Here is a 22,433-nt window from a genome sequence, read left to right on the forward strand (position 1 = left end):
GCCCATCGGAGGCAGCCTCGGGTCCGGCAGCGGGAGCCAGCAGCGGGCTCCAGAGAAGGTATCGGCGGGGCGGCCAACAACTTTAGGGAGCCAGCCCCTGGTCGGCAGCGCGCCGCACAACCCAGCGCAGCAGCAACGTTGCCAGCACCGCCGGCAGGTAGCCCAGACTGCCGCAGACGACCAGCAGCGAGGGCTCCACCAGCGGCCCGCCACCACCGAAGATCCAGCTGCGGGTGGCGAGGACATACAGCGCGAACGGCACCAGCAGCAACGGTGCCAGGCGCACCAGGTGCCACCGCCATCTGCCTGGCCCGATCCAGCCAGCCAGTGCACCCAGCACGGCACCTGCGGCTACGGTGGTGGCGATTTCATCCATGACACGCTTCCGGAAGTCTTCCAGCCACCATTCTGGACCAGCGCCGACGGAAAGGGGGATGCAGCAGGCGCGCAGAAGGTTGCAATGACCATCGGGACATCCCCTGCCGGCACGCTGCCGGCAGCATGCGCCCACTTACTGGATTTTTGCTGGGAGGCAGCATGCTTCGACGCTTGAGCGCCATCATCATCCTCAGCCTGTGCAGTGCCGGCGCAGTGGCCAGCGACGCGGGGTTCCGTCCCAACTTCCATCCCGACCAGCTGAAGGGACCACCCGCCGGTCGCCACAACGAAGTACTGGTGCTTGGGACAGCACATCTGTCGGAACTGCCAAAGACCTTCGAGCCGGCCCTGCTGGAGCCCTTGCTGGAGCGTTTGGCACGTTGGCGCCCGCAGGCGATTGCCACCGAAAACCTGTCCGGCCTGCAGTGCGACTTCATGCGTCGCAATCCCAGCCGCTATGCCGAAAGCGTTGAAACCTACTGCTACGACACCGATGAGGCCCGCGTCGCCACCGGCTTCGACGTGCCCAGCGCCAACGCCGAGATGGGACGCCTGCTGTCGGCATTGCCGGCAAGCCCGACAGCAGCGCAGCGTCGGCACCTGGCCGCGGTGTTCCTGGCCGCTGGCGAGCGCGGATCGGCGCAGGTGCAATGGCTGCGTCTGCCCGTGCAGGAGCGCATCGCCGGCGACGGCCTGGATGCTGCGCTGGTCGAGATTCTCGACAAGAGCCTGACCCGTCGCAATGAAACCAACCTGGTGGCGGCAGTCCTCGCTGCCCGCCTGGGGCTGGAACGCCTGTGGGCAGTGGACGACCACACCGCCGATTCGCCCACCCCGCCCGAGGACAGGAAGGCGGCACGCGAAGCGATGATGAAGGCCTGGGACAACCCGCACGCAGACGCACGGCGGGACGCCGACGAGCCGCTGTATGCAAATGTCGACAAGGTCGGTGGCGTGCTGGACCTGTACCGTGCCTACAACCGCCCCGACGTCGGCTTGCAGGCCTACCAGGCGGACTTCGGCGCGGCGCTGGTCGAGCCCTCCTCCCAGGGCTTTGGTCGCAACTATGTGGGCTACTGGGAAACCCGCAACCTGCGCATGGTCTCCAACATCCGCGAAGTGCTGGGCCAGCAGCCGGGAACGCGCCTGCTGGCCATCGTTGGCGCTTCGCACAAAGGCTACTACGAGGCCTATCTCAACATGATGCACGACGTGCAAGTGGTGGATGCCGAAGCGGTGCTGCGCTGAGGTCCTGGCCGCACGCACCTACAATGCTGCGTTTCCTGCACGGGGGTTCCAGCATGCTCAAGGTCATCGCCGAGGATTTCATACATCCTGACGCGGTCGAAATCGTCCTGCCGCTATACCGCGAGCTGGTTGCCTGCACGCGGAGCGAACCTCTGTGCATCGCCTACGACCTGTTCGTCGACCAGAAGGATCCCGGCCACTTCATATTCATTGAGCAGTGGCCGGATCGCGCAGCGCTGGACACCCACTGTGCAACCGAGCACTTCCGCCGCCTGGTTCCCCTGATCGATGCGCACCAGCGCAGTCCGGGCACGTTCCTGCTGATGGATCCGGCTGCGCTGTAGCCGTCCATCGTCTGCCCTGCCCTGCGTGCAGATCAAGGGCGTTGCTGCGTATCACCGCGCCGGGCACGCCAGATCGTCACGCTGGCAGCGACGATGCAGCCCAGCGTGACCAGCAGCATCACCGCCACGCCCCACTGCACCACGGGGACCAGCATCCGGGCCTGCTGATCATTGCGCAGCTGCTCCAGCCGCAGCCAGCCGGACAGAGCCAGGGACCAGCCGATAGTGGCTGGCGCATAGGCACGGACGGCACTCAGGTTCCAGGACCTCATTTCGTTTTCCTGCGGAGGTAGGGTGTTGGCGCAGTATTCGCCGCGCCCCTCTCACAGGCTGAGATCAGCCATCGCCGAGGTCGCTGCCGTCCGCCGACGCGCCGCCGGGCAGTTCACTGCTTTCGCCCTGCACCTGCACGTTGTTGCGGCCCATCGCCTTGGCGCGGTAGCACTGGGCATCGGCGGCGGCGACGGCCTGGTCCACGCTCATGCCGGCGGCAAGCGGCGCGATGCCGATGCTGGCACCGATCCGCAGTTGGTGCTGATCCCACGGAATGGACAGGCTGGACAGGGTATGCAGCAGTTCACCACCGATGCGCGCCGCGCGCCGCGGGCTGCACCCGGACAGGATCACGGCGAATTCGTCACCGCCCAGCCGCGCCACCACATCCGAATCGCGCACGCCATGGCGCAATACGCTGGCCACGGCCCACAGCACGGCATCGCCGGCCAGGTGCCCAAAGGTATCGTTGACCGGCTTGAACCGGTCCAGATCGATATACATGAGTGATGCCGCCTGCCCGGTCCGCTCGACCCGGGTGATCGCCTGCTGCAGATGCACTTCGAAGCCGCGGCGGTTACCCAGTTCGGTCAGCGGATCCATCTCCGCCAGGTGTCTCGCCTCGCGCTCGCGCGCACGCTGCTGGGTGTCATCGCGCAGCACCCACACCGCGCCACGCACCTGGCCCTCGTCATTGCGAAGCCAGGCCCGGGTCAGGTCCACCGGCACCACGGCGCTGCCCATCTGCAGCAGCAGATCGGCATGCAGGTCCACGGCATTGCTTTCCGGATCCAACAGCACGCTGACGTCGAGCTGCGACTGCGGTGCGTATTCGGTAGTCAACGACAGCACGTCCTGCACGCGATGCCCGGCCAGCGACAGCGCACCATCACCGGCAAGCATTCGCACGGCGGCCGCGTTGGCGTATTCGATGCGACCGTCCAGGGCAACGCTGAGCACCAGGTCGGCAACCGCATCCAGGGTGATGCGGCTGCGCTGCTCGCTTTCGAACAGGCGCTGCTCGCTGCTGCGCTGGGCGCTGACATCCTGGATCTGCGACACGAAATGCAGCGGCTCGCCGCGCTCGTTGCGTACCAGCGATACCGACAGCCGTGCCCAGATGGTGTTGCCGTCCCGGCCCACGTAGCGCTTTTCAAGGTGATAGTGGGTGCGCCGCCCCGCCAGCAGATCCTGCACCAGGGCCAGGTCGGTCTGCAGATCGGCCGGATGGGTCAAGCGCTGGAAATCAACCTGCAGCAGTTCCTCGCGCGGGTAACCGAGAATGCGGCACAGCGCATCGTTGACATCCAGCCATCGTCCTTCCAGCGACACCAGTGCCATGCCCAGTGCCGCCGAGGTGAACGCACCGGCGAACTTCTCCGCCGACAAGCGGGCCTCGGCGCGGGCCTGCAGGATTTCAGTAATGTCGATGGCCATGCCGACGTAACCGATACGCGCGCCATCGGCGCCATCCATGCGGCTGATCGACAGGCGCACCTGGCGGCGCTGCCCATCCTTGCGCAGCAGCGTCCACTGTCGCGAATACGTCTGGCCATCGGCACGCGCACTGAGTGCCTCGAACACACCGGGAACCTGTCCGTCAGCAGTCGCCAGCGGTCGCAGCCACGCCTGCAGTTCAACCGGATCGTGGAACGCATCCAGCCGGCGCCCACCCACTACTTCAGCCGCGGTGTAGCCGAGCATCCGCTGTGCGCCCGTATTGAACAGGGTGATGGTGCCGTCGGTGTCGGTGGCGATCACCGCCACTTCGTCTGAGGCGTCGACCACCGCCTGCAGGCGTTGCCGCATCTCCGCCGCATCCTGGCGCGCTTGCTGCAGCTCGGTGACGTCGGCATGGGCACCGGCCATCCACAGCGGCCGGCCCTGACCGTCCCACTCGAACACCCGTCCGCGGTCGTGGATCCAGATCCATTGGCCGTTCTTGTGACGCATGCGCAACAGGCAGACATAGTGGTCGGTGCGGCCATCGAAGTGGTCCTGCAGGGCCGCATCGGACAGCGCCAGATCATCCGGATGGACCAGTGCGATGAAGGTCTTCTGGCAGATCGGCTCCAACTCATCCAACCGGTAACCGACGATCTCGGCCCAGCGTTCGTTGACCCGCATCTGTCCGCTCTGGACGTTCCACTCCCACGTGCCAGCCGCAGTGCCTTCGATGATCATCGCCAGGCGACGGCGCTCTTCGGCCAGTTCCTGCAGCCGGCGCTCCAGCAGTACGTTGCCGCTGTTGCCCTGATCGGCCATCAGCCGCCTCCCCTGCCGACGCAGCTGCCCGCAGGCCGTGGCGAGGTGCCACAGCGGTCACGGAACCAGGCGGATGGTGCTGACGGCATGGCCTCCCCAGCGACAGCGGGGGCCCAGGCGCCCCTTCCAGCGCAAGTGTGCGCATTGCCGGGGAACATCGACAAGTCCCCCACCCGGCCCGCGCCGGGGGGGGACCACGGACTCAGCTGCGCTTGGCCCGTGCGAACGCCTCGGCCAGGGCATTGTTGGCGGGCGGCGCGGCCTGTGCCGGGCGTCCGCCATTGCCCGGGTTGCGGCTCTGGCCACGCCCCTGCCCGGGATTGCCCGCGTCGCGACGGGGCGCCTGCCCCTGGCTGCGTTCATCACGGCTGCCCGGACGGCTGGTGGCCTGGCCGGGCGTGTCATCCAGGCGACGGGTCAGGGCGATGCGCTTGCGCGGCACGTCCACCTCCAGCACCTTCACCTTGACGATGTCGCCGGCCTTGACCACGTCACGCGGATCTTTCACATAGGTATCGGACAGCGCCGAGATGTGGATCAGGCCATCCTGGTGCACGCCGATATCGACGAACGCACCGAATGCGGCCACGTTGCTGACCACACCTTCCAGCACCATGCCCTCGCGCAGGTCCTTGATGTCCTCGACGCCCTCGGCGAAACGGGCCGCCTTGAACTCGGGGCGCGGATCGCGGCCGGGCTTTTCCAGTTCCTTGAGGATGTCGCGCACGGTCGGCACACCGAACGTTTCGTCGGTGAACTGCTCGGCTTTCAACCCGCGCAGGAAGCTGCCGTCGCCGATCAGCGCCTTGATCGGGCGCGCGGTGCTGGCCACGATGCGCTCGACCACCGGGTAGGCCTCCGGGTGCACCGACGATGCATCCAGCGGCTCATCACCATCGGCGATACGCAGGAAGCCTGCACATTGCTCGAACGTCTTCTCGCCCAACCGCGACACCTTCAACAGGTCCTTGCGACGCTTGAACGGACCGTTGTCATCGCGGTGGCGCACGATGTTCTCGGCCACCGTTGAAGACAGGCCTGACACCCGCGACAGCAGCGCCGCCGAAGCAGTGTTGACGTACACGCCGACAGCGTTCACGCAGTCCTCCACCCGCGCATCCAGCGCACGCGCCAGGCGGTACTGGTCCACGTCGTGCTGGTACTGCCCGACACCGATCGCCTTCGGCTCGATCTTCACCAGCTCGGCCAGCGGGTCCTGCAGGCGGCGCGCGATCGATACCGCGCCACGGATCGACACGTCCAGGTCCGGGAACTCCTTGGCCGCCGTTTCCGACGCCGAATACACCGACGCCCCGGCTTCGCTGACCACGATTTTCTGCGGTGCGTTGTCACCCAGCGCCTTGATGGCCTCACCGGCCAGCTTGTCGGTCTCGCGGCTGGCGGTGCCGTTGCCGATCGCGATCAGCTGCACGTTGTGCCTGGTGCACAACTGCTTGATCGTCTGCAGCGACTGCTCCCACTGCCGGCGGGGTTCGTGCGGGTAGATGGTATCGGTGGCGACCAGCTTGCCGGTGGCGTCGACCACGGCGATCTTGCAGCCGGTGCGGATGCCCGGGTCCAGGCCCAGCACGCTTTTCGGGCCGGCCGGCGCGGCCAGCAGCAGATCCTTGAGGTTGTCGCCGAACACCGCGATGGCTTCGGCCTCGGCCTTCTCGCGGGCCTGGTTGAACAGGTCCAGCAGCAGGTGCATGTGCAGCTTGGCCCGCCAGGTCAGGCGGCAGGCATCGAGCAGCCAGCGATCAGCGGGGCGCCCCGCATCGCGGATGCCGGCGTTGTGCGCCACGCGCCCTTCAGCGTACTGATGCCCCGCCTCGGCATCCTTGCCCGGGTCCAGTTCCAGGAACAGGATCTCCTCGCGGCGCGCGCGGAACAACGCCAACAACCGGTGCGAGGGGATCTTCGCCAGTGACTCGGCATGTTCGAAATAATCGCGGTACTTGGCGCCTTCGGTTTCCTTGCCCTCGGCAACGCGGGCACGGATCACGCCCTGCTCGCTCAACCAGCTGCGCAGTTCACCGACCAGCGTGGCGTCCTCTCCCCAGCGCTCCATCAGGATCGCGCGGGCCCCTTCCAGCGCGGCCTTGGTATCGGCCACGCCCTTGTCGGCATCCACGAACGTGGCGGCAAAGACCTGCGGGTCCTGCGTGGGATCGCCCAGCAGGCCGTCGGCCAACGGCTCCAGCCCGGCTTCGCGGGCGATCTGCGCGCGGGTGCGGCGCTTGGGCTTGTACGGCAGGTACAGGTCTTCCAGCCGGCTCTTGGTGTCGGCAGCGAGGATCTCGTTGCGCAGCTCATCGCTGAGCTTGCCCTGTTCGCCGATGCTGGCCAGCACCGCCGCACGGCGGTCTTCCAGTTCGCGCAGGTAGGTCAGGCGGGTTTCCAGGTTGCGCAGCTGGGTGTCGTCCAGGCCGCCGGTGACTTCCTTGCGGTAGCGGGCGATGAACGGAACGCTTGCGCCTTCATCGAGCAGGCCGACGGCGGCGCTGACCTGGGCGGTCTGGGCACCGATTTCTTCGGCGATGGTCTGGGCGATCTGCTGGGCGAGCTGGCGCTGGGCGTGCTTGGCGTCGTGCATTGTTTCCGGCCTGGGCCGCATTGCGGGAAAGGCCCATTCTTGCAATGCGCGGGCGGCAGGGACAAGGCGTTGACAGAACGGCGGTTCAGGCGGCGGGTCCGGATCGGACGCCGGCATCCTGGCAAGTGGGGCTCGGACTGGCCCCGGGGCTGGGATGCCGGCGCGGACGCGCGATGGTGAAGCGCGTCCTGCCGCGTAGTGCGAAGGTCAGCGGTAGTGGCGGGCGGCACGCTGCATGACGATGTCGTCACGCAGGCTCTCAAGCGCCATCAGGCGGACCTTGCCGACACCCTGCAGTTCCATGAACCGCTCCGTGTAGAACTCCGGCCCCAGCGCGGTATCGGCGCGGGATTTGCTGAAGCCGTAGGGCACCACGCCCTTCTCGCCATCCTTGCTACCACCGACATAAAGAACGATTGCCATGTGATGTCTTCCTCCAAATTGCTACTGCGTACTGCACACGATGAGCGGTACTTGCGAGCCCATCGGGGTAGAGCTTACCGCGACCAAGCTGACTGGAACGTCACGAAGACTAATGACGATCGGTTGCATGCAGATGACTGCGGGATCGCAGCAGAATGCTTACGGATCTTTAACTTCCGTCTAACGAATGGAGGGTTTCCAGCCAACGGCGCAGCCCCTCGTGGGTGGGTTTGGCTGGTCGCGGAATGCAAAAGCCGTCGCGCTGGTCGGCCGGGTTGGATTCACGGGGGACGCCGTGAATCCGTCCCTGGAGGCTTGGCCGCGGCATCCATGCCGCGGACACCCCCGCGAACCCAACCCGCCCGCCCTCTGACAGATTTCTGCGGTCTGCTACCCACAGAAAAGAAAAAGAAGATCAAAAGCAAAAGCGACCTGGCCGGCCGTTTCTTGTAGAGCCGAGCCCACGCTCGGCTGCTTTCAGGCCATTCCGCGAAGCCGAGCGCAGGCTCGGCTCTGCACGAGCAAGCGCAGCGCGCGACCGTGGGTGGACGCGCCGAGAAACTGTCAGGGGTCGGGCAGGTGGGTTGCGCAGGGGCGTGAGCCGCATGGATGCGGCGACCGAGCTTACAGGGACGTACTTGCAGCGGCCCCTGCGCAACCCACCTGCCCGGCCCAATCACATGAACCGCATTTCGCGACCACCCACGAGGGGCTCCGCCGTTGGCTGGAAACTACGGCCACCAGCCGTGCCCGAACCGCGCGTAATGATCAGCCGCACGCTCGAACGGATTGCGCGCGCTGACGCCACCACACAGCAGATACACCGGCAGGTACAGCGGCCCCAGCACCAGGTACTGGTATACGTGTGCACGCTCGTGGTCATCCAGCCGGATCAACGGTTCCACGCCCCACCCCGCCTGATGCGCGTAGGTACGGCAGCACATGCCCAGGTCGTAGCCGGTGTGCAGGATCACGTTACCCAGGGTGATCGCTCCGCCCGGTCCCCACGGCCAGTGGTCGAACACCACCGCGCAGTCGCGACCGCTCCAGCGCATCTTCGCGCCCCCCAGCAACCCGGCCAGACCGCCAAGCAGGCCGATCACGGTATTGGGCACGGTCCACAGCGCGCCCAGCACCTGCAGCGCGCGCAGCCAGATCGGCCAGGGCCGGGACGCGGTGTTCAATCGGCCTCGTTGGGAATCAGCAGCCACAGCAGCAGGTAGACCAGGATGCCCGGGAACGCGGCCGACGCCAGCGAGACCACCACGTACAGCACCCGTACCAGGGTCGGGTTCCAGCCGAAACGATGGGCGATGCCGCCCATCACTCCGGCGATCATGCGGTCGTTCAGCGAGCGCGACAGGGTGCGCGGCACAGCGTTCATGGCGAGGTCTCCCGGCTGACTGGCTGCAGCCACTGTAGCGCCTGCCGTGTCTACGGCGTGCGTTGGCGCAGCGCCTGCAGGCGCGCGCCGAACCACGTCGCAGAGGTCTGTTCGGGCTGGCCGGGGCAGCGGATCCGGTACGCCTTGCCACTCATGCTGCTCTGGCTGGCCGCACGCTCGATGAACTGCTCGGCGCTGTCGACCATGTCCTTCTTCAGCAGGTAGTCGTACTTGCGCTGCAGGTGGGCACGCGCATCGGCGGGTCCGTACCAGCTGCCATTGCGCTGGAACTGGCACTGGGAGCCGTCCAGGCTGCCAATCAGCTGTGCGATCTCGCGGCGCGCATCGGCGCTCGGCGCTGCGCCGGCAAGGCCCGGCGCCAGGGCCAGCGCAAGCGCGACCAGGGGGGAATACTTCATGGCGTGCGTTCCTTCAGCCAGTTGTCGATGGTCGCAGGCACTTCGCGCTGCGCGCGCCCGGACACGTAGATACCAATATGCCCACCGCGGAAACTGGACTCGGTGTAGTCCTGCGTACCCAGCCGGCCACGCATCGCACGTGATGCATCCGGCGGCACCAGGTGATCCTGTTCGGCGTAGATGTTGAGCACGGGCAGAGTCACTTGCGACAGATCCACCGCCTCTTCACCTATCTTCACCGTGCCGTTCATCAGCCCGTTGCCCTGGTAGAACTGCTTGATGAACTCGCGGAAGGCCTCGCCCGCCAGATCGGGCGAGTCGAAGATCCACTTTTCCATGCGCAGGAAGTCTTCCAGCGCGGCCTTGTCATCGAGGATGTCGAGCAGGCCAACGTACTTCTGCACGTTCAGGCGGAACGGCTTGAGCATCAGGTAGCTGGCATTCATCAGATCGGCCGGGATGTTGCCGAGCGTGTCCACCAGCAGATCCACGTCCACCTGCTGCGCCCAGTGCGACAGCATGTTGTCGGTGGTCTGGAAATCGACCGGAGTGACCATCGTGATGAGGTTGCCCAGCTTCTGCCGGCGCAGCGCGGCGTAGCACAGCGCGAACACGCCGCCCTGGCAGATGCCCAGCATGTCGACAGGACCTCCACTGCGCGTGCGCAGCGCATCCACCGCGCCATCGATGTAGCGCAGCAGGTAATCCTCAAGCGTCTGGTAGCGCTCGGAACGATCCGGATAGCCCCAGTCCAAGACGTACACGTCCTGGCCCAGCGCCAGCAGCTTCTGCACCAGTGAGCGATCGGCCTGCAGGTCCACCATGTACGGGCGGTTGACCAGCGCGTACACGATCAGCAGCGGCGTGCGCCGGACCGGTGCGTTCTCGCCGACGAAGCGATACAGCACCACCTTGCCATCGCGCCAGACTTCCTCGCGGGCGGTGGCGCCATAGTCGACATCCTCCACCTGCGGCAACAGCTTCAACCCCTCCATCAGCTTGCGCTGCATGGCCAGGGTCTCCTGCATCAGGTCATCGGCATTGAAGCCCAGCGGTCCTTTCATGGCTTACGACTTCCGCGTGGTGGTGCGCGAGGTGGCCTTCTTCGCTGGCGCTTTCTTCGCGGCAGCCTTCTTTGCTGGTGCCTTCTTCGCGGCAGGCTTGCGCGCGACGGGCTTCACCCTCGCAGGCGCCGGCTGGGCCACCGGGTCGACCGCATCGGTACCGGCAAGCACCGCCACCTGTGCCTGCAGCCGGCGCAGATTGCGCTCGAGCTCGGCGATGCGACGGTGGGCGGCATCCATCTCGGTGCGGGTCGGCAGGCCGATGCGTTCACTGATCTGTTCCACCTCGCGTTGCAGGCCCGCGCGCAGGCGCATCTGCGCATTGCCCAGCGCCGCGTAGATCTGCTGGAACGGTGCAGACATGGCGACCTTGGCGTAGGCCTCCTCGGCCACTTCGATCCACAGATCGAACATCGCCCGTGCGCTGGTCAGCTGGCTGCCGGGCTGCTCATGGTCGGCCAGGCGCTGCTCGAACAGGTCGAACGCCTCTTCCAGCGCCTGCTTGATCTGCTCGACATAAGCCTGGGAGTGATGCTGGTACTCCTCCTGCGCGCGCAGCAGGGCCTGCCACCGCGCCTGATGCTCGCGGCCGGGCCCGAACGCCGGGCTCTGCAGCCAGGGGCCGGCCAGCGTCTGCAACTGCTGGAACCACGCCGTGAACTCCGGCGCAGCAGCGCCGGCGTGGGTGCTGCCACGGGCGCCCTGCAGCATCCACTGCAGCATGCCGTCGCCCTGCCCCTTCACCGCTTCACGCCAGGCCTGGGCAACCTCGGCGCTGCTGGCATCGCGGCCGGCAAAGCGTGCCGCCACTTCCTGCATGGTGCCGTACCAGCTGCCAGCCTGTTCGCGGAACCGCCGCACCGCCTCTTCCGGCGCGGCCGCGCCGGTCTCGGGCAGCAGTTGGCCCCACCAGTCGAACAGGTGCTTCCAGCTGCCCGGGTCGTCGCCAGCGGGGGCCCCTGGCACAGTCGCGTGGCGCAGGGCATCGCCCCAGGCGCCGAAGTACTGCCGGGCCAGGTTCTCGAAATCGCTGCTGCCAGGGTCGTTGGCCGAGCTGGTCATCGCGCTCCTCCGCAGGGCTGGATCATGGCTTGGGAATGCGCAGGGTCTTGCTGATCATCAGCGACCCGGACAGCGCGAACAGCAGCACCAACGGATGCAGCTGCCAGGGGCCGATCTGCCACTGGCCCAGCCACAGGTCGTGGCCGATGGCATCGGTGCCGGCGGCAATCGCCAGCACGATCACCAGCGCCAGGCTGGTGGGAATCGGCGTTCCCTCGAAGTACTTCACCTTGCCTTCGTCACCGCTCATCGCCTCGGCGGTCACGTTGTACCGGGCCAGGCGGCTGACGCCGCAGCAGACGAAGTAGCTCAGCACCAGCCAGTCCCAGCCGCCCTGCATGCCACAGGCATAGGCCAGCGCTGCCGGTGCGACACCAAAGGAAATGACGTCCGACAGGGAGTCGAGCTCGCGGCCCAGGGTCGAACTGGACTTGCGCCAGCGCGCGATGCGGCCGTCCAGTGCGTCGAAAATGAAAGCCAGCGGGATCAGCGCCATGCCGAACAGCAGATAGCCGCGCTCGCCATCCTGCAGGAAACGCATCGCGGCAAACACCGCGCCGGTGCCGCAGAAAGCGTTGGCGAGGGTGAACCAGTCCGCCAGATGGAACTCGCGCAGCATCGAGAAGTGACGTTTCATGAAGTCTCACGGGGCATCAAGGCCCACAGGGTACCGCGAGCGCCGCCACCGGCAACAGCATGGGCTGACCCCGCCCTTCACCCGTCACTCACCGATCCTCACCAGCGGTGAATTTTTCGCCACCCATCTTGACAGCCTAGGGGGGTGGCGCCTGCCAGTGCTTATCCACAAAGTTGCCCACGCGTAATCCACACCCCCTGTGGACAACTGGCTCTCACCGACTGCGACGCTGGACATTTCCTCATCACCTCAAGCCGGGGTTTCCCTACTTCCCAAGCCGATCGGCTGGCGCTATGGTCTGCGGCGGACCCGCCGCCGCCACGTCCGACTCCCCACCCACGGACGATGTTGATGCTGGATGCACGCACCCTGGCCGCGCAGTTGCGGCAGCCGCATGGCGAGGCCGCGCTGGCCGTGGGCGAATCGATGAACCGCAGCAACGGCGCCCTCAACCAGGCCGCAATCGCGTTGCTGGCGGTCGCTCCCGGAGAGCAGGTGCTGGAGATCGGCCCCGGCAACGCCGCCTTCGCGCCGCTGCTGCTGCAGGCCAGCGGCAGTCGCTACGTGGGCGTGGAGCTGTCCAGTGCCATGGTCGACGCCGGCAACCAGCATCTTGCCGCCAGCGGCCTGGCCGGGCGTGCCACGCTGCGCGAGGGCGATGCCCATGCCCTGCCCTTGGCGGATGCCTGCGTCGATGCTGCGCTGGCGGTCAACACCCTGTACTTCTGGCCGAACCTGGCCCCCGTGCTGGATGAACTGGCGCGGGTGCTGCATCGCGGCGGCCGGCTGTGCCTGGCCTTCGGCGATGCTGGATTCATGCGCAGCCTGCCCTTCGCCGCCGACTTCGAACTGCATGAGCTGGATGCCGTGGAGCTGGCGCTGCGGGTGTCCGGTTTCAGCGTCACGGCATGGCGTTCGCATCGCGAATGCACAGCCGGCAATGACGGCCAGCAGCGGGAAAAGCACTTCCACCTGCTGCTGGCGCGCCGTCGGTAGGGGCGGCCAGGTCAAAGACGGCTGAAGGACCAGCTCTGCATGCGTCCGTCCCGGTAAGGCATCACGCCGTGGAACGGACGCGGATCGGCATCGAACACCAGCGGCAGGAAATTGCGGTCGCCCTCCCACATGGGCAGCTGGTCGAGCTTGTCTACGTCCACCCACTCCAGGGTGCCTTCGTGGTTGCCGCCGTGCGGGGCACCCTCGAAGCTGTCGATGACGAACACGAAACCGAACCAGTCTTCACCGTGCTTGCCGAAACCCGGCCAGCTGATGGTGCCGCGCAGGCGCATGGCGGTGCAGTCGATGCCGGCTTCCTCGGCGATCTCACGGCGCATGCCGGCAGCCACGTCCTCGGTCGGTTCGACCTTGCCGCCCAAGCCGTTGTACTTGCCCAGGTGGTGGTCGCCCGGCCGGGTATTGCGATGGATCATCAGCACCTGGCGACGATCGGGCGACAGCACATAGCCCAGGGTGGCGACGATCGGGGTATACGGCATGTGCGAATCCGGCGGTGGGTCAGCCGTGGATTATGGCCGATCAACGCACCAGCGACAGGCGACGGTCGCCCTCACCCACGGTGTTGCCGTCAGGGTCACGGCGCAGGGTGGCCACGCCATGGCCGCGTTCTGCCAGGTATTCCAGCCATTTGCCGAGGAAGGTGTTCATCCGCATGCGATGGCTGATCAGCTCGGCCGGCGGCGGGTACAGGCCCATGGTGTCCTGCCAGCGGCGGCCGACGTAGCAGTGGGTGGTCTCGGCCTGGCGCGCGTCGCGGTACAGGCGGACGAAGGCTGATGGGTCCGGTTCACCGGTCACCGGGTCGGCCAGGTCGTAGGTCAGGCGAAGCTCCACCGTGTAGCGGTGGCACTCGATCACATCCAGACGCACATCCAGGCCATCGCCCACAGAGGAGACGTAGCTTCCCGCCACCAGCTCGGCCGGCGCGAACAGGCGCACCAGGTGGCGGTAGTTCTCCGCGTACAGCCCCATCAGCCAGCTCAGCCGGCTCAGGCGGGGAATGCGCTCGCTACGGGGCAATGCTCGGGCCATGGGTTGATCCTACACGTTGGCCCTTCAACGTGGGGACAGTTCAACCCGCAGCCAAGCCGCCAACGGCGATCACCCCTGTAGAGTCGAGCCCATGCTCGGCTGCTCTTCGGCCAGAACCCGGTGGCCCAGCCGAGCGTGGGCTCGGCTCTACAGGGCGCAGTTGAAGCGCCCATTGGTAGTGCCGGCCGCTGGCCGGCAGCGCGACACGGCGCGAGGGAAAGGATCAATACAGCTCGCGCTGCAGCCCCAGCGTGCCCAGCACCTTGCTGGAGATCTCTTCGATCGAGGTATGGGTGGTGCTGAGGGTCGGGATGCGTTCCATCTGGAACATGACCTCCGCCGCGGCCACCTCGCGCTTGCAGGTGTCCAGGTTGGCGTAGCGCGAATTGGGCCGGCGCTCCTGGCGGATCTGCTGCAGACGGTCGGGGTCGATGGTCAGGCCGAACAGCTTGCGTCGGTAGTTGCGCAGCCGGGGCGGCAGGCGGTCGCTCTCCAGGTCCTCGTCGGTCAACGGGTAGTTGGCAGCGCGCACCCCGTAGTGCAGCGCCAGGTAGATGCAGGTGGGCGTTTTGCCGGCCCGCGACACCGCCACCAGGATCACGTCGGCATCGTCGTAGTTCACCGCGATGCCGTCGTCATGGGTCAGCGCGAAGTTCATCGCGTTGATGCGCCGGTGGTAGGTGTCGAAGTCGACCATGCCGTGGGCCTGGCCGACCCGGTTCAGGCGCGAGCTGGACAGTTCGCGCTCCAGCGGCTCGATGAACGGGGCGAACACATCCAGCATCAGCGCCCCGCTCTCGGACAGGATCACGCTCAGGCTCTGGTCCACGCAGGAGTTCACCACGATCGGCCGGACCTGGTACCGCTCCCCCGCCGCCTGGATCCGGGCACACGCTTCCCGGGCTTTTTCGGGGTCATCGACAAATGACATCCGGTCGGTAATGAAGCTGAACCCGGAGAACTGGGTCAACAGGCTATGCCCAATGGTTTCAGCGGTGATACCGGTTCCATCGGAAACGTAGAACACCGGACGGATGGTCGACATGCGCGCATTTACCCCCTACGAAGCCTAAAAGGGCCGCCAACACAAGCTTGTGCCGACGGTGGTCTGCCCGGCATCATATCGACTTCTTCCTACGGACGCGGCCATTCAGCCCGCCTCGGGCGATGGCCAAACGGAGCATCGCGCTTGAACGAGAACATCCTGTGGTTGCACGAACTGCGTCTGGCCGACCTGGCCCGCGTAGGCGGCAAGAATTCCTCGCTGGGCGAGATGATCGGCAACCTGGCCGGTCTGGGCGTCTCCGTTCCTGGAGGTTATGCGACCACGTCTGAAGCCTTCAAGGACTTCATCGCGCACAACGACCTGTCCAAGCGCATCTTCGACAAGCTGGCCACACTGGACGTCGAGGACGTCACCGCGCTGACCGCGGCCGGCAAGGAAATCCGCCGCTGGGTCATCGACGCGCCGCTGCAGCCGCAGCTGGACCAGGACATCCGCAGCGCCTACGCCAAGCTGAGCGCCGACAACGGTGGCGGCGACGTGGCTGTAGCCGTGCGTTCGTCGGCCACCGCCGAAGATCTGCCCGATGCCTCCTTCGCCGGTCAGCAGGAAACCTTCCTCAACGTCACCGGTGCCGACGATGTCGTGCACAAGGTCAAGGAAGTGTTCGCCTCGCTGTACAACGACCGCGCCATCGCCTACCGCGTGCACCACGGCTTCAAGCACGAAGACGTGTTCCTGTCGGCGGGCGTGCAGCTGATGGTGCGTTCCGGCGTCGGTTCCTCCGGCGTGCTGTTCACCCTGGACACCGAGTCCGGCTTCCGCGACGTGGTGTTTGTCACCTCCTCGTTCGGTCTGGGCGAAATGGTCGTGCAGGGCGCGGTCAACCCGGACGAGTTCTACGTCTACAAGCCCACCCTGCAGGCCGGCAAGCCGGCGATCCTGCGCCGTTCGCTCGGCAGCAAGGCGATCCGCATGGTGTATTCGGATGTCCCCGGCGAGCGCGTCAGGATCGAGGACACCCCGGCCGAACTGCGCACCACCTTCTCGATCAACGATGAAGACGTGGCCGAACTGTCGCGCCAGGCGCTGACCATCGAAAAGCACTACGGCCGCCCGATGGACATCGAGTGGGCCAAGGACGGTGTCAGCGGCAAGCTGTTCATCGTGCAGGCGCGCCCGGAAACCGTGAAGTCGCGCAGCCATGCCACCCAGATCGAGCGTTTCGCGCTCACCGAAAAGGGTGGCAACGTTCTCGCCGAAGGCCGCGCCGTCGGCGCCAAGATCGGTGCCGGCGTGGCCCGCGTGGTGAAGACGCTGGAAGACATGAACCGCGTGCAGCCGGGCGACGTGCTGATCGCCGACATGACCGATCCCGATTGGGAGCCGGTGATGAAGCGCGCCTCGGCGATCGTCACCAACCGCGGTGGCCGCACCTGCCACGCGGCGATCATCGCCCGCGAGCTGGGCGTGCCGGCCGTGGTTGGTTCGGGCAACGCGACCAAGGTCATTGAAGATGGCCAGCTGGTCACCGTCAGCTGCGCTGAAGGCGATACCGGCTTCATCTACGAAGGCAAGCTCGGTTTCGAGCGCACCACCACCGATCTGGGCAACATGCCGCCGGCACCGTTGAAGATCATGATGAACGTGGCCAACCCGGAACGTGCTTTCGACTTCGGCCAGCTGCCGAACGCCGGCATCGGCCTGGCACGCCTGGAAATGATCATCGCCAGCCACATCGGCATCCACCCCAACGCGCTGCTGGAATACGACCGCCAGGACGCCGCAACGAAGAAGAAGATCGACGAGAAGATCGCCGGTTATTCCGATCCGGTCGGCTTCTACGTGGACCGTCTGGCCGAAGGGATCGCCACCCTGACTGCCTCGGTCGCACCGAATCCGGTGATCGTGCGCCTGTCGGACTTCAAGTCCAACGAGTACGCGAACCTGATCGGCGGCAGCGGCTACGAGCCGCACGAAGAGAACCCGATGATCGGCTTCCGCGGCGCCAGCCGTTACGTCGATCCGAGCTTCTCGGCCGCCTTCGCACTGGAGTGCAAGGCCGTACTGCGCGTGCGCAACGAGATGGGCCTGGACAACCTGTGGGTCATGATCCCCTTCGTGCGCACCCTGGAGGAAGGCCGCAAGGTCGTCGAGGTGCTCGAACAGAATGGCCTGAAGCAGGGCGAGAACGGCCTGAAGATCATCATGATGTGCGAAGTGCCGTCCAACGCACTGCTCGCCGATGAGTTCCTGGAAATCTTCGACGGCTTCTCGATCGGCTCCAACGACCTGACCCAGCTGACCCTGGGCCTGGATCGTGACTCGTCGATCGTCGCGCACCTGTTCGATGAGCGGAACCCGGCGGTGAAGAAGCTGCTGTCGATGGCGATCAAGTCCGCACGTGCCAAGGGCAAGTACGTCGGCATCTGCGGCCAGGGCCCGTCCGATCATCCGGATCTGGCCGAGTGGTTGATGCAGGAAGGCATCGAGTCGGTGTCGCTGAACCCGGACACCGTGGTCGATACCTGGCTGCGCCTGGCCAAGCTGAAGGCCAAGGGTTGAGCTGTTGACGCTTGATGGCTGACATCGTTTTCATCGACGTCGGCCCATACTGAAGTTGCACGCAAGCCCCGCCTTCGCGGGGCTTGCTGTTTCTGGCGTCCGCACACGCCATGTTCCTGTCGCACCTGTTCCCGTCGCAAAGGAGTCCGCATGATCGCTGCTGCCCCACCCGCCCCCGCCACGACCTCCTGGTTCCACTCGCTCGACTGGGAGCGGCTGCTGGAAACCTATGGCGTGCCGTTGCTCGCTGCCATCATCGTGTTGCTGGTCGGCATGTGGGTGGCGCGTCGCCTGTCCAATGCGATGCCCCGCGCGACCGCGCGCATGGGTGTGGACCCGATGCTGGGCAGCTTCCTGCGCAACGTGGTCTATGCGGCCTCGCTGGTGATCGTGGTGATCCTGGCCATCGGCACGCTCGGTGTGCAGATCACTCCACTGCTGGCCGTGCTCGGCACCGCCGGCCTGGCCGTTGGCCTGGCACTGAAGGATTCGCTGTCGAACATCGCCTCGGGCGTGATGCTGGTGACCCTGCGCCCGTTCCGTGTGGGCGACGTGGTGACCATCGCCGGGCAGACCGGCACGGTGCGCGAAGTACGCATTTTCCAGACCGTGATCACCGGTGCGGACAACCAGCACACCACCATTCCCAACACGCTGATCACCGCCGCACCGATCATCAACCTGACGGCAGAGCCCACCCGCCGCGTTGAACTGGTAGTGGGCATCGGCTATGAAGACAACATCCAGCTGGCCCGCGATACCGCACTGGCGCTGATGAAGGCCGACCCGCGCGTGCTGCAGACACCCGCACCGGACGTGGTGGTGTACGAGCTGGGTGCGCACGCGATCAATCTGGGCATCCGCTGCTACGTGAAATCGGCCGATCACTTCGGCACCAAGGTCACCCTGCTGGAGCAGATCAAGCTGGGCTACGACAAGGCCGGCATCAACATCCCGTATCCGCAGCAGGACATGCACCTGTACCTGCATGGCAAGGATGGTGGCGTGATCGAGGCCGACGCACTGGTGCGCGACAAGCCGTGATCCATCCTGGTAGTGCCGACCAACGGTCGGCACCCACCCACCAGCATCGGTAGCGCCGGGCCATGCCCGGCGGACGCGGAATCAGGCCTCCACGGCCTCCTCCAGCACCGGATAGTCGGTGAACCCGACCGCGCCACCGCCGAAGTACGTCGCGCGATCAGGAAGATTCAGCTCCGCACCCACGCGCAGGCGCTCAGGCAGATCCGGGTTGGCGATGAACGGCCGGCCGAAGCCGATCAGATCGGCCCAGCCTTCCGCCAGCGCCTGCCCGGCACGCTCGGCGGTGTACTTGCCGGCGTAGATCAGCGTGCCCGGATAGATCATCCGCAGTGCCTGCTTGAACGCCACCGGCATCAACGGCGCATCCTCCCAGTCGGCCTCGGCGATGTGCAGGTAGCCCACACCCAGCTCGCCCAGCAGGTGCGCGGCAGCCAGATAGGTCGCCTGCGGTGTGTCGTCCACCGCCCCCTGCAGCGTGGTCAACGGCGCCAGACGCACACCGACGCGCTCGCCGCCAGCGACATCGACCACCGCCTGCACCACCTCGCGCAGGAAACGCAGGCGATTCTGCAGCTCGCCACCGTAGCCATCGGTGCGCTGATTGGCCTGCGAGTCGATGAACTGGTTGATCAGATAACCGTTGGCGCCGTGCAGCTCGACGCCATCAAAGCCGGCGGCCAGTGCATTGCGGGTGGCCTGCGCATAGTCGGCGACGATGTCCGGAATCTCCCCCTCGGCCAGCGCGCGCGGCATCGAGTGCTGGATCATCTCGCCCACGCCGGATTCCGGACCGGCGCCGGTGGGGTCGACGAAGACCTTCACCCCTTCGGCCAGCAGTGCCGAGGAAGAGACCGGGGCCGCGCCGTCCGGCTGCAGGGCGACATGGGACACCCGCCCTACATGCCAGAGCTGGGCATAGATGCGACCACCGGCCGCGTGTACGGCATCGGTGACCCTGCGCCAGCCTTGCACCTGCGCTTCGCTGTGGATGCCCGGGGTCCAGGCGTAGCCCTGGCCTTGCGGGCTGATCTGGGTGCCCTCGCTGACAATCAGGCCGGCACCGGCACGCTGGGCGTAGTACTCGGCCATCTGTGCGGTGGCCACATTGCCGGCAGCCGCGCGCGAGCGGGTCATCGGCGGCATCACGATGCGGTTGGGCAGCGTCAGCGCGCCCAGGCGATGGGGGGTGAACAACATGGCGGTATTCTCTTGCGGGGGATTGCCAGCAAGGATGGGGATGGCGTTGCGCGCGCAACAGGCGCGTTCGCGCAAAACAGTTGCGCCTGCCAGGCAAGGGTCAGAGCCCTTTCCTGCGGAAAGGGATCCGACCCTGTGCGAGGTCGGGGTCTGCGAGGTCGGGGTCGGATCCCTTTGCAACGCAAAGGGCTCCGACCCCAAAGCCGGTTACAGCGTCGGCTCGATCAACACTCCACCGTGCGCGATGCGGTCATAGCAGCTGCGAACCACTTCCTCGCCGTATTTCAGCTCCAGCCGGCGCACGATGAAATGGCCGCGGGCCATGTCCTGGTAGTAGTCGGTGAACATGGTATTGAGCGTTGCGCCGGCTGCCGCACCAACGATCGGCACCGCCTGCGCGGCAAACTTCTCGGTGATCACCACACCGAAGCGCGCGGCGACCTTTTCCACCAGCTTGGCCAACAGCTTGCCGGCTTCCTTCGGCGCCACGCCCAGGGTCAGGTCGCGCCCCGTGACCACGCGCCCGGCCAGTTCGGCCGACAGGTGACGCATCACATCGGTGGTGAAGCCACGGGCCAGGTAGTAGCCGGTCTCGCTGGCATCGTCGCGCGGCGAATTGCCGCCCAGTGCGAACACCTCCAGGCAGGCCTGGCGGGTACTGAACTGCGATAGATCGAAGCCTTCGCTGCGGGCGACATCGGCCACCGCGCGCATCATGATCGTGGTCGACACCGGCAGCTCGATGAACAGCGCGGCGAAGCCGAACGCACCACCGACCGCACCGGATGTCGCTGCCGCCAGCTTGTGCCAACGCGTCGACGCGCCCTTGCCCGGGGTGTTGTCCATGCTCCACAGCGCGGCCTGCACCGATTTTGACAACGCCGCCTGCACCGCACCGTGGATGCGGTTGGATACCGAGGTGGGAAGCGCCTTCACCGCGAACTCCAACGGCGTCCCGACCAGGTTGGCCATGCGCGCGGTGATCGTGGGCGCTTCCAGCAGGGTTACCGCCCGCTGCAGGTCAGACCAGTCGCCAGCGTCGTGGGCGATATCACGGGGCAGCAGGATGGGCTCGTTCATACGGCCGATCTTAGCGCCAGGAAGTTGAACGGATCGTCGCGGGGGTCAGAGCCCTTTCCGCTGGAAAGGGAGCCGACCCCACCGGGTGACCGTCTCAGGCTGTGGGTAGCCCCGACAGCGCGCCCATGAACTGGCGGTAGTGGCGTAGTTCGTTGATCGAATCGTGCACATCGCTCAGCGCGGTGTGGTTGCTGTTCTTGCCCACGCCGGCGGCCACGGTGGGCGCCCAGCGCTTGGCCAGTTCCTTCACCGTGGACACGTCCAGGTTGCGGTAGTGGAAGTACTTCTCCAGCCGCGGCATCTGCCGGTGCAGGAAGCGACGGTCCTGGCAGATGGAGTTGCCCGACATCGGCGACACACCAGCCGGAATCCACTGTGCCAGGAAGGCCACGGTCTGCGCCTCGGCCTGGCCAAGCGTCGTGGTGCTGTCGATGACACGCTGCCACAGGCCCGAACGACGATGCTGGTTGCGGTTCCACTCGTCCATCGCTTCCAGTGTTTCCAGCGGATGGTGGATGGCGAACTCCGGGCCCTCGGCCAGCACGTTGAGCTGGGCATCGGTGACCACGGTGGCGATCTCGATGATCGAATCGTTGTCGGTATCCAACCCGGTCATTTCCAGGTCGATCCAGATCAGTCGCTCGTTGGCCGCGCCGTTCTCTGCCATCGTGTCGCCTCGTTGCTGGGCAGGCACGAGGCCGGCCGGTAAAGGAAAGTGGCGGCCATCATACCCTTTCGCCACTCAGCCCTCGCCAGCGTGGTCCTCCAGCAGCAGCGGCGGCTTGCCGCGCTTGGCCCGGAAATAGTTGGTCAGGCGGTTGCCCGCCTCCTTGGCCAGCACGCCGGCATGGACCTCGACCCGGTGATTGTGGCGGGCATCACCGACCAGATCGAACACGCTGCCACAGGCGCCGGTCTTCGGATCGCTGGCGCCGTAGACCAGGCGCGCCACACGTGCATGCACGATCGCCATCGCGCACATCGCGCACGGCTCCAGGGTGACATACAGCGTGCTGCCGATCAGGCGGTGATTGGCCAGCAACCGCCCGCCCTCGCGCATGGCCACGATCTCGGCATGCGCGCTGGGATCGTGCGAGGCAATGTTGAGGTTCCAGCCCTCGCCCAGCAGCTGACCGTCGGCACCCACCAGCACCGCACCGACCGGGATCTCGTCAAACTCGCGTTGCGCACGTTCGGCCAATGCCAATGCGTGACGCATCCAGCTCTCGTCGACGTCGTGCACCGGCACGCCCAAGGTATCAGTCATGGCGTTTCTCGGATTCAAGGAGTGAGCGCGTGGCTAGTGTAACGCAGGGCTTTTGGAGCTTCCGCCGACTGGATGCGATGAGCCTTGGCCCGGCCGACGGCGCAGCGCCGCTTGATCTGCCGTGAAGACTCCTTC

At 66.2% G+C, this 22,433-nt stretch carries 23 protein-coding genes; 5 read left to right on the forward strand and 18 right to left on the reverse strand.

Going from position 1 to position 22,433, the window contains the following annotated elements; all coding sequences use genetic code 11:
• Window positions 1-82 precede the first annotated feature (82 nt).
• Complete coding sequence (locus AC13GI_RS04665) at window positions 83-376, reverse strand: hypothetical protein (RefSeq protein WP_482995650.1); 294 nt, start codon at window positions 374-376, stop codon at window positions 83-85.
• A 161-nt stretch (window positions 377-537) separates the two neighbouring features.
• On the opposite strand from AC13GI_RS04665, the gene AC13GI_RS04670 reads away from it, so the two are divergent.
• The gene (locus tag AC13GI_RS04670) at window positions 538-1,626 is read left to right on the forward strand and encodes a DUF5694 domain-containing protein (protein WP_482995651.1); all 1,089 of its coding nucleotides are present in this window, start codon (window positions 538-540) and stop codon (window positions 1,624-1,626) included.
• Between the two features lie 53 nt (window positions 1,627-1,679).
• On the forward strand, window positions 1,680-1,970 hold the full coding sequence (locus tag AC13GI_RS04675; protein ID WP_099821542.1) for a putative quinol monooxygenase: 291 nt from the start codon (window positions 1,680-1,682) through the stop codon (window positions 1,968-1,970).
• A gap of 32 nt (window positions 1,971-2,002) precedes the next feature.
• Here the strand turns inward: AC13GI_RS04675 and AC13GI_RS04680 are convergent, their stop codons facing one another.
• The 10 genes from AC13GI_RS04680 to AC13GI_RS04725 form a co-directional block, all read right to left on the reverse strand.
• Complete coding sequence (locus tag AC13GI_RS04680) at window positions 2,003-2,242, reverse strand: hypothetical protein (RefSeq protein ID WP_380656000.1); 240 nt, start codon at window positions 2,240-2,242, stop codon at window positions 2,003-2,005.
• A gap of 64 nt (window positions 2,243-2,306) precedes the next feature.
• Window positions 2,307-4,508: a PAS domain-containing protein gene (locus tag AC13GI_RS04685; RefSeq protein WP_099821483.1), complete on the reverse strand. Its 2,202-nt coding sequence runs from the start codon at window positions 4,506-4,508 to the stop codon at window positions 2,307-2,309.
• Between the two features lie 202 nt (window positions 4,509-4,710).
• Window positions 4,711-7,104 (reverse strand): Tex family protein, encoded by a 2,394-nt coding sequence (locus AC13GI_RS04690; protein ID WP_099821482.1) that lies wholly within the window; start codon window positions 7,102-7,104, stop codon window positions 4,711-4,713.
• Between the two features lie 207 nt (window positions 7,105-7,311).
• Window positions 7,312-7,527, reverse strand: a complete 216-nt coding sequence (locus tag AC13GI_RS04695; protein WP_025879252.1) for a hypothetical protein — start codon at window positions 7,525-7,527, stop codon at window positions 7,312-7,314.
• 731 nt (window positions 7,528-8,258) lie between these two features.
• Entirely contained in the window at window positions 8,259-8,711 is a 453-nt protein-coding gene (locus AC13GI_RS04700) for a hypothetical protein (RefSeq protein ID WP_482995652.1), read from the reverse strand.
• Window positions 8,708-8,911: a PspC domain-containing protein gene (locus AC13GI_RS04705; RefSeq protein WP_025879254.1), complete on the reverse strand. Its 204-nt coding sequence runs from the start codon at window positions 8,909-8,911 to the stop codon at window positions 8,708-8,710. Before AC13GI_RS04705 ends, AC13GI_RS04700 begins: the two co-directional genes overlap by 4 nt.
• A gap of 50 nt (window positions 8,912-8,961) precedes the next feature.
• The gene (locus tag AC13GI_RS04710; protein ID WP_099821480.1) at window positions 8,962-9,330 is read right to left on the reverse strand and encodes a YfeK family protein; all 369 of its coding nucleotides are present in this window, start codon (window positions 9,328-9,330) and stop codon (window positions 8,962-8,964) included.
• On the reverse strand, window positions 9,327-10,394 hold the full coding sequence (locus AC13GI_RS04715; protein WP_482995653.1) for a class III poly(R)-hydroxyalkanoic acid synthase subunit PhaC: 1,068 nt from the start codon (window positions 10,392-10,394) through the stop codon (window positions 9,327-9,329). Before AC13GI_RS04715 ends, AC13GI_RS04710 begins: the two co-directional genes overlap by 4 nt.
• A 3-nt stretch (window positions 10,395-10,397) precedes the next feature.
• On the reverse strand, window positions 10,398-11,456 hold the full coding sequence (phaE, locus tag AC13GI_RS04720; protein ID WP_482995654.1) for a class III poly(R)-hydroxyalkanoic acid synthase subunit PhaE: 1,059 nt from the start codon (window positions 11,454-11,456) through the stop codon (window positions 10,398-10,400).
• A gap of 22 nt (window positions 11,457-11,478) precedes the next feature.
• Window positions 11,479-12,093 carry a CDP-alcohol phosphatidyltransferase family protein gene (locus AC13GI_RS04725; protein ID WP_025879258.1) on the reverse strand — a complete coding sequence of 205 codons (615 nt, stop codon included), beginning with the start codon at window positions 12,091-12,093 and terminating at the stop codon, window positions 11,479-11,481.
• A gap of 345 nt (window positions 12,094-12,438) precedes the next feature.
• On the opposite strand from AC13GI_RS04725, the gene AC13GI_RS04730 reads away from it, so the two are divergent.
• Entirely contained in the window at window positions 12,439-13,089 is a 651-nt protein-coding gene (locus AC13GI_RS04730; RefSeq protein WP_482995655.1) for a class I SAM-dependent methyltransferase, read from the forward strand.
• A gap of 11 nt (window positions 13,090-13,100) precedes the next feature.
• Here AC13GI_RS04730 and AC13GI_RS04735 read toward each other — a convergent pair whose 3' ends face one another.
• The 3 genes from AC13GI_RS04735 to ppsR form a co-directional block, all read right to left on the reverse strand.
• A complete protein-coding gene (locus tag AC13GI_RS04735) occupies window positions 13,101-13,589 on the reverse strand; it encodes an NUDIX hydrolase (RefSeq protein WP_093819148.1) in 489 nt (162 codons plus the stop codon).
• A 40-nt stretch (window positions 13,590-13,629) separates the two neighbouring features.
• A complete protein-coding gene (locus AC13GI_RS04740; RefSeq protein ID WP_099821475.1) occupies window positions 13,630-14,142 on the reverse strand; it encodes a DUF1249 domain-containing protein in 513 nt (170 codons plus the stop codon).
• A gap of 223 nt (window positions 14,143-14,365) precedes the next feature.
• A complete protein-coding gene (ppsR, locus tag AC13GI_RS04745; protein WP_089236004.1) occupies window positions 14,366-15,187 on the reverse strand; it encodes a posphoenolpyruvate synthetase regulatory kinase/phosphorylase PpsR in 822 nt (273 codons plus the stop codon).
• A 144-nt stretch (window positions 15,188-15,331) separates the two neighbouring features.
• Between ppsR and ppsA the strand changes: the two genes are divergently transcribed.
• Together ppsA and AC13GI_RS04755 are read left to right on the forward strand one after the other, a co-directional pair.
• Window positions 15,332-17,710 (forward strand): phosphoenolpyruvate synthase, encoded by a 2,379-nt coding sequence (gene ppsA / locus AC13GI_RS04750; protein ID WP_482995656.1) that lies wholly within the window; start codon window positions 15,332-15,334, stop codon window positions 17,708-17,710.
• Between the two features lie 150 nt (window positions 17,711-17,860).
• On the forward strand, window positions 17,861-18,754 hold the full coding sequence (locus tag AC13GI_RS04755) for a mechanosensitive ion channel family protein (RefSeq protein WP_482995657.1): 894 nt from the start codon (window positions 17,861-17,863) through the stop codon (window positions 18,752-18,754).
• 81 nt (window positions 18,755-18,835) lie between these two features.
• Here the strand turns inward: AC13GI_RS04755 and AC13GI_RS04760 are convergent, their stop codons facing one another.
• From AC13GI_RS04760 to tadA, 4 genes are all read right to left on the reverse strand, one after another.
• Window positions 18,836-19,951: an alkene reductase gene (locus tag AC13GI_RS04760; protein WP_482995658.1), complete on the reverse strand. Its 1,116-nt coding sequence runs from the start codon at window positions 19,949-19,951 to the stop codon at window positions 18,836-18,838.
• Between the two features lie 207 nt (window positions 19,952-20,158).
• Entirely contained in the window at window positions 20,159-21,031 is an 873-nt protein-coding gene (locus AC13GI_RS04765) for an EcsC family protein (protein WP_482995659.1), read from the reverse strand.
• 94 nt (window positions 21,032-21,125) lie between these two features.
• Complete coding sequence (gene orn, locus AC13GI_RS04770; protein WP_099820642.1) at window positions 21,126-21,698, reverse strand: oligoribonuclease; 573 nt, start codon at window positions 21,696-21,698, stop codon at window positions 21,126-21,128.
• A 75-nt stretch (window positions 21,699-21,773) separates the two neighbouring features.
• Window positions 21,774-22,298 carry a tRNA adenosine(34) deaminase TadA gene (gene tadA, locus AC13GI_RS04775; RefSeq protein ID WP_230111988.1) on the reverse strand — a complete coding sequence of 175 codons (525 nt, stop codon included), beginning with the start codon at window positions 22,296-22,298 and terminating at the stop codon, window positions 21,774-21,776.
• Between the last annotated feature and the right edge of the window lie 135 nt (window positions 22,299-22,433).

Source organism: Stenotrophomonas sp. 82F1 (genome assembly GCF_056861525.1).

What these genes read in the sequence shown, in the direction of transcription:
- AC13GI_RS04665 (WP_482995650.1), bottom strand. Translation starts at nt 376, where the DNA reads ATGGATGAAATCGCCACCACCGTAGCCGCAGGTGCCGTGCTGGGTGCA.
- AC13GI_RS04670 (WP_482995651.1), top strand. Translation starts at nt 538, where the DNA reads ATGCTTCGACGCTTGAGCGCCATCATCATCCTCAGCCTGTGCAGTGCC.
- AC13GI_RS04675 (WP_099821542.1), top strand. Translation starts at nt 1,680, where the DNA reads ATGCTCAAGGTCATCGCCGAGGATTTCATACATCCTGACGCGGTCGAA.
- AC13GI_RS04680 (WP_380656000.1), bottom strand. Translation starts at nt 2,242, where the DNA reads ATGAGGTCCTGGAACCTGAGTGCCGTCCGTGCCTATGCGCCAGCCACT.
- AC13GI_RS04685 (WP_099821483.1), bottom strand. Translation starts at nt 4,508, where the DNA reads ATGGCCGATCAGGGCAACAGCGGCAACGTACTGCTGGAGCGCCGGCTG.
- AC13GI_RS04690 (WP_099821482.1), bottom strand. Translation starts at nt 7,104, where the DNA reads ATGCACGACGCCAAGCACGCCCAGCGCCAGCTCGCCCAGCAGATCGCC.
- AC13GI_RS04695 (WP_025879252.1), bottom strand. Translation starts at nt 7,527, where the DNA reads ATGGCAATCGTTCTTTATGTCGGTGGTAGCAAGGATGGCGAGAAGGGC.
- AC13GI_RS04705 (WP_025879254.1), bottom strand. Translation starts at nt 8,911, where the DNA reads ATGAACGCTGTGCCGCGCACCCTGTCGCGCTCGCTGAACGACCGCATG.
- AC13GI_RS04710 (WP_099821480.1), bottom strand. Translation starts at nt 9,330, where the DNA reads ATGAAGTATTCCCCCCTGGTCGCGCTTGCGCTGGCCCTGGCGCCGGGC.
- AC13GI_RS04715 (WP_482995653.1), bottom strand. Translation starts at nt 10,394, where the DNA reads ATGAAAGGACCGCTGGGCTTCAATGCCGATGACCTGATGCAGGAGACC.
- phaE (WP_482995654.1), bottom strand. Translation starts at nt 11,456, where the DNA reads ATGACCAGCTCGGCCAACGACCCTGGCAGCAGCGATTTCGAGAACCTG.
- AC13GI_RS04725 (WP_025879258.1), bottom strand. Translation starts at nt 12,093, where the DNA reads ATGAAACGTCACTTCTCGATGCTGCGCGAGTTCCATCTGGCGGACTGG.
- AC13GI_RS04730 (WP_482995655.1), top strand. Translation starts at nt 12,439, where the DNA reads ATGTTGATGCTGGATGCACGCACCCTGGCCGCGCAGTTGCGGCAGCCG.
- AC13GI_RS04735 (WP_093819148.1), bottom strand. Translation starts at nt 13,589, where the DNA reads ATGCCGTATACCCCGATCGTCGCCACCCTGGGCTATGTGCTGTCGCCC.
- AC13GI_RS04740 (WP_099821475.1), bottom strand. Translation starts at nt 14,142, where the DNA reads ATGGCCCGAGCATTGCCCCGTAGCGAGCGCATTCCCCGCCTGAGCCGG.
- ppsR (WP_089236004.1), bottom strand. Translation starts at nt 15,187, where the DNA reads ATGTCGACCATCCGTCCGGTGTTCTACGTTTCCGATGGAACCGGTATC.
- AC13GI_RS04755 (WP_482995657.1), top strand. Translation starts at nt 17,861, where the DNA reads ATGATCGCTGCTGCCCCACCCGCCCCCGCCACGACCTCCTGGTTCCAC.
- AC13GI_RS04760 (WP_482995658.1), bottom strand. Translation starts at nt 19,951, where the DNA reads ATGTTGTTCACCCCCCATCGCCTGGGCGCGCTGACGCTGCCCAACCGC.
- AC13GI_RS04765 (WP_482995659.1), bottom strand. Translation starts at nt 21,031, where the DNA reads ATGAACGAGCCCATCCTGCTGCCCCGTGATATCGCCCACGACGCTGGC.
- orn (WP_099820642.1), bottom strand. Translation starts at nt 21,698, where the DNA reads ATGGCAGAGAACGGCGCGGCCAACGAGCGACTGATCTGGATCGACCTG.
- tadA (WP_230111988.1), bottom strand. Translation starts at nt 22,298, where the DNA reads ATGACTGATACCTTGGGCGTGCCGGTGCACGACGTCGACGAGAGCTGG.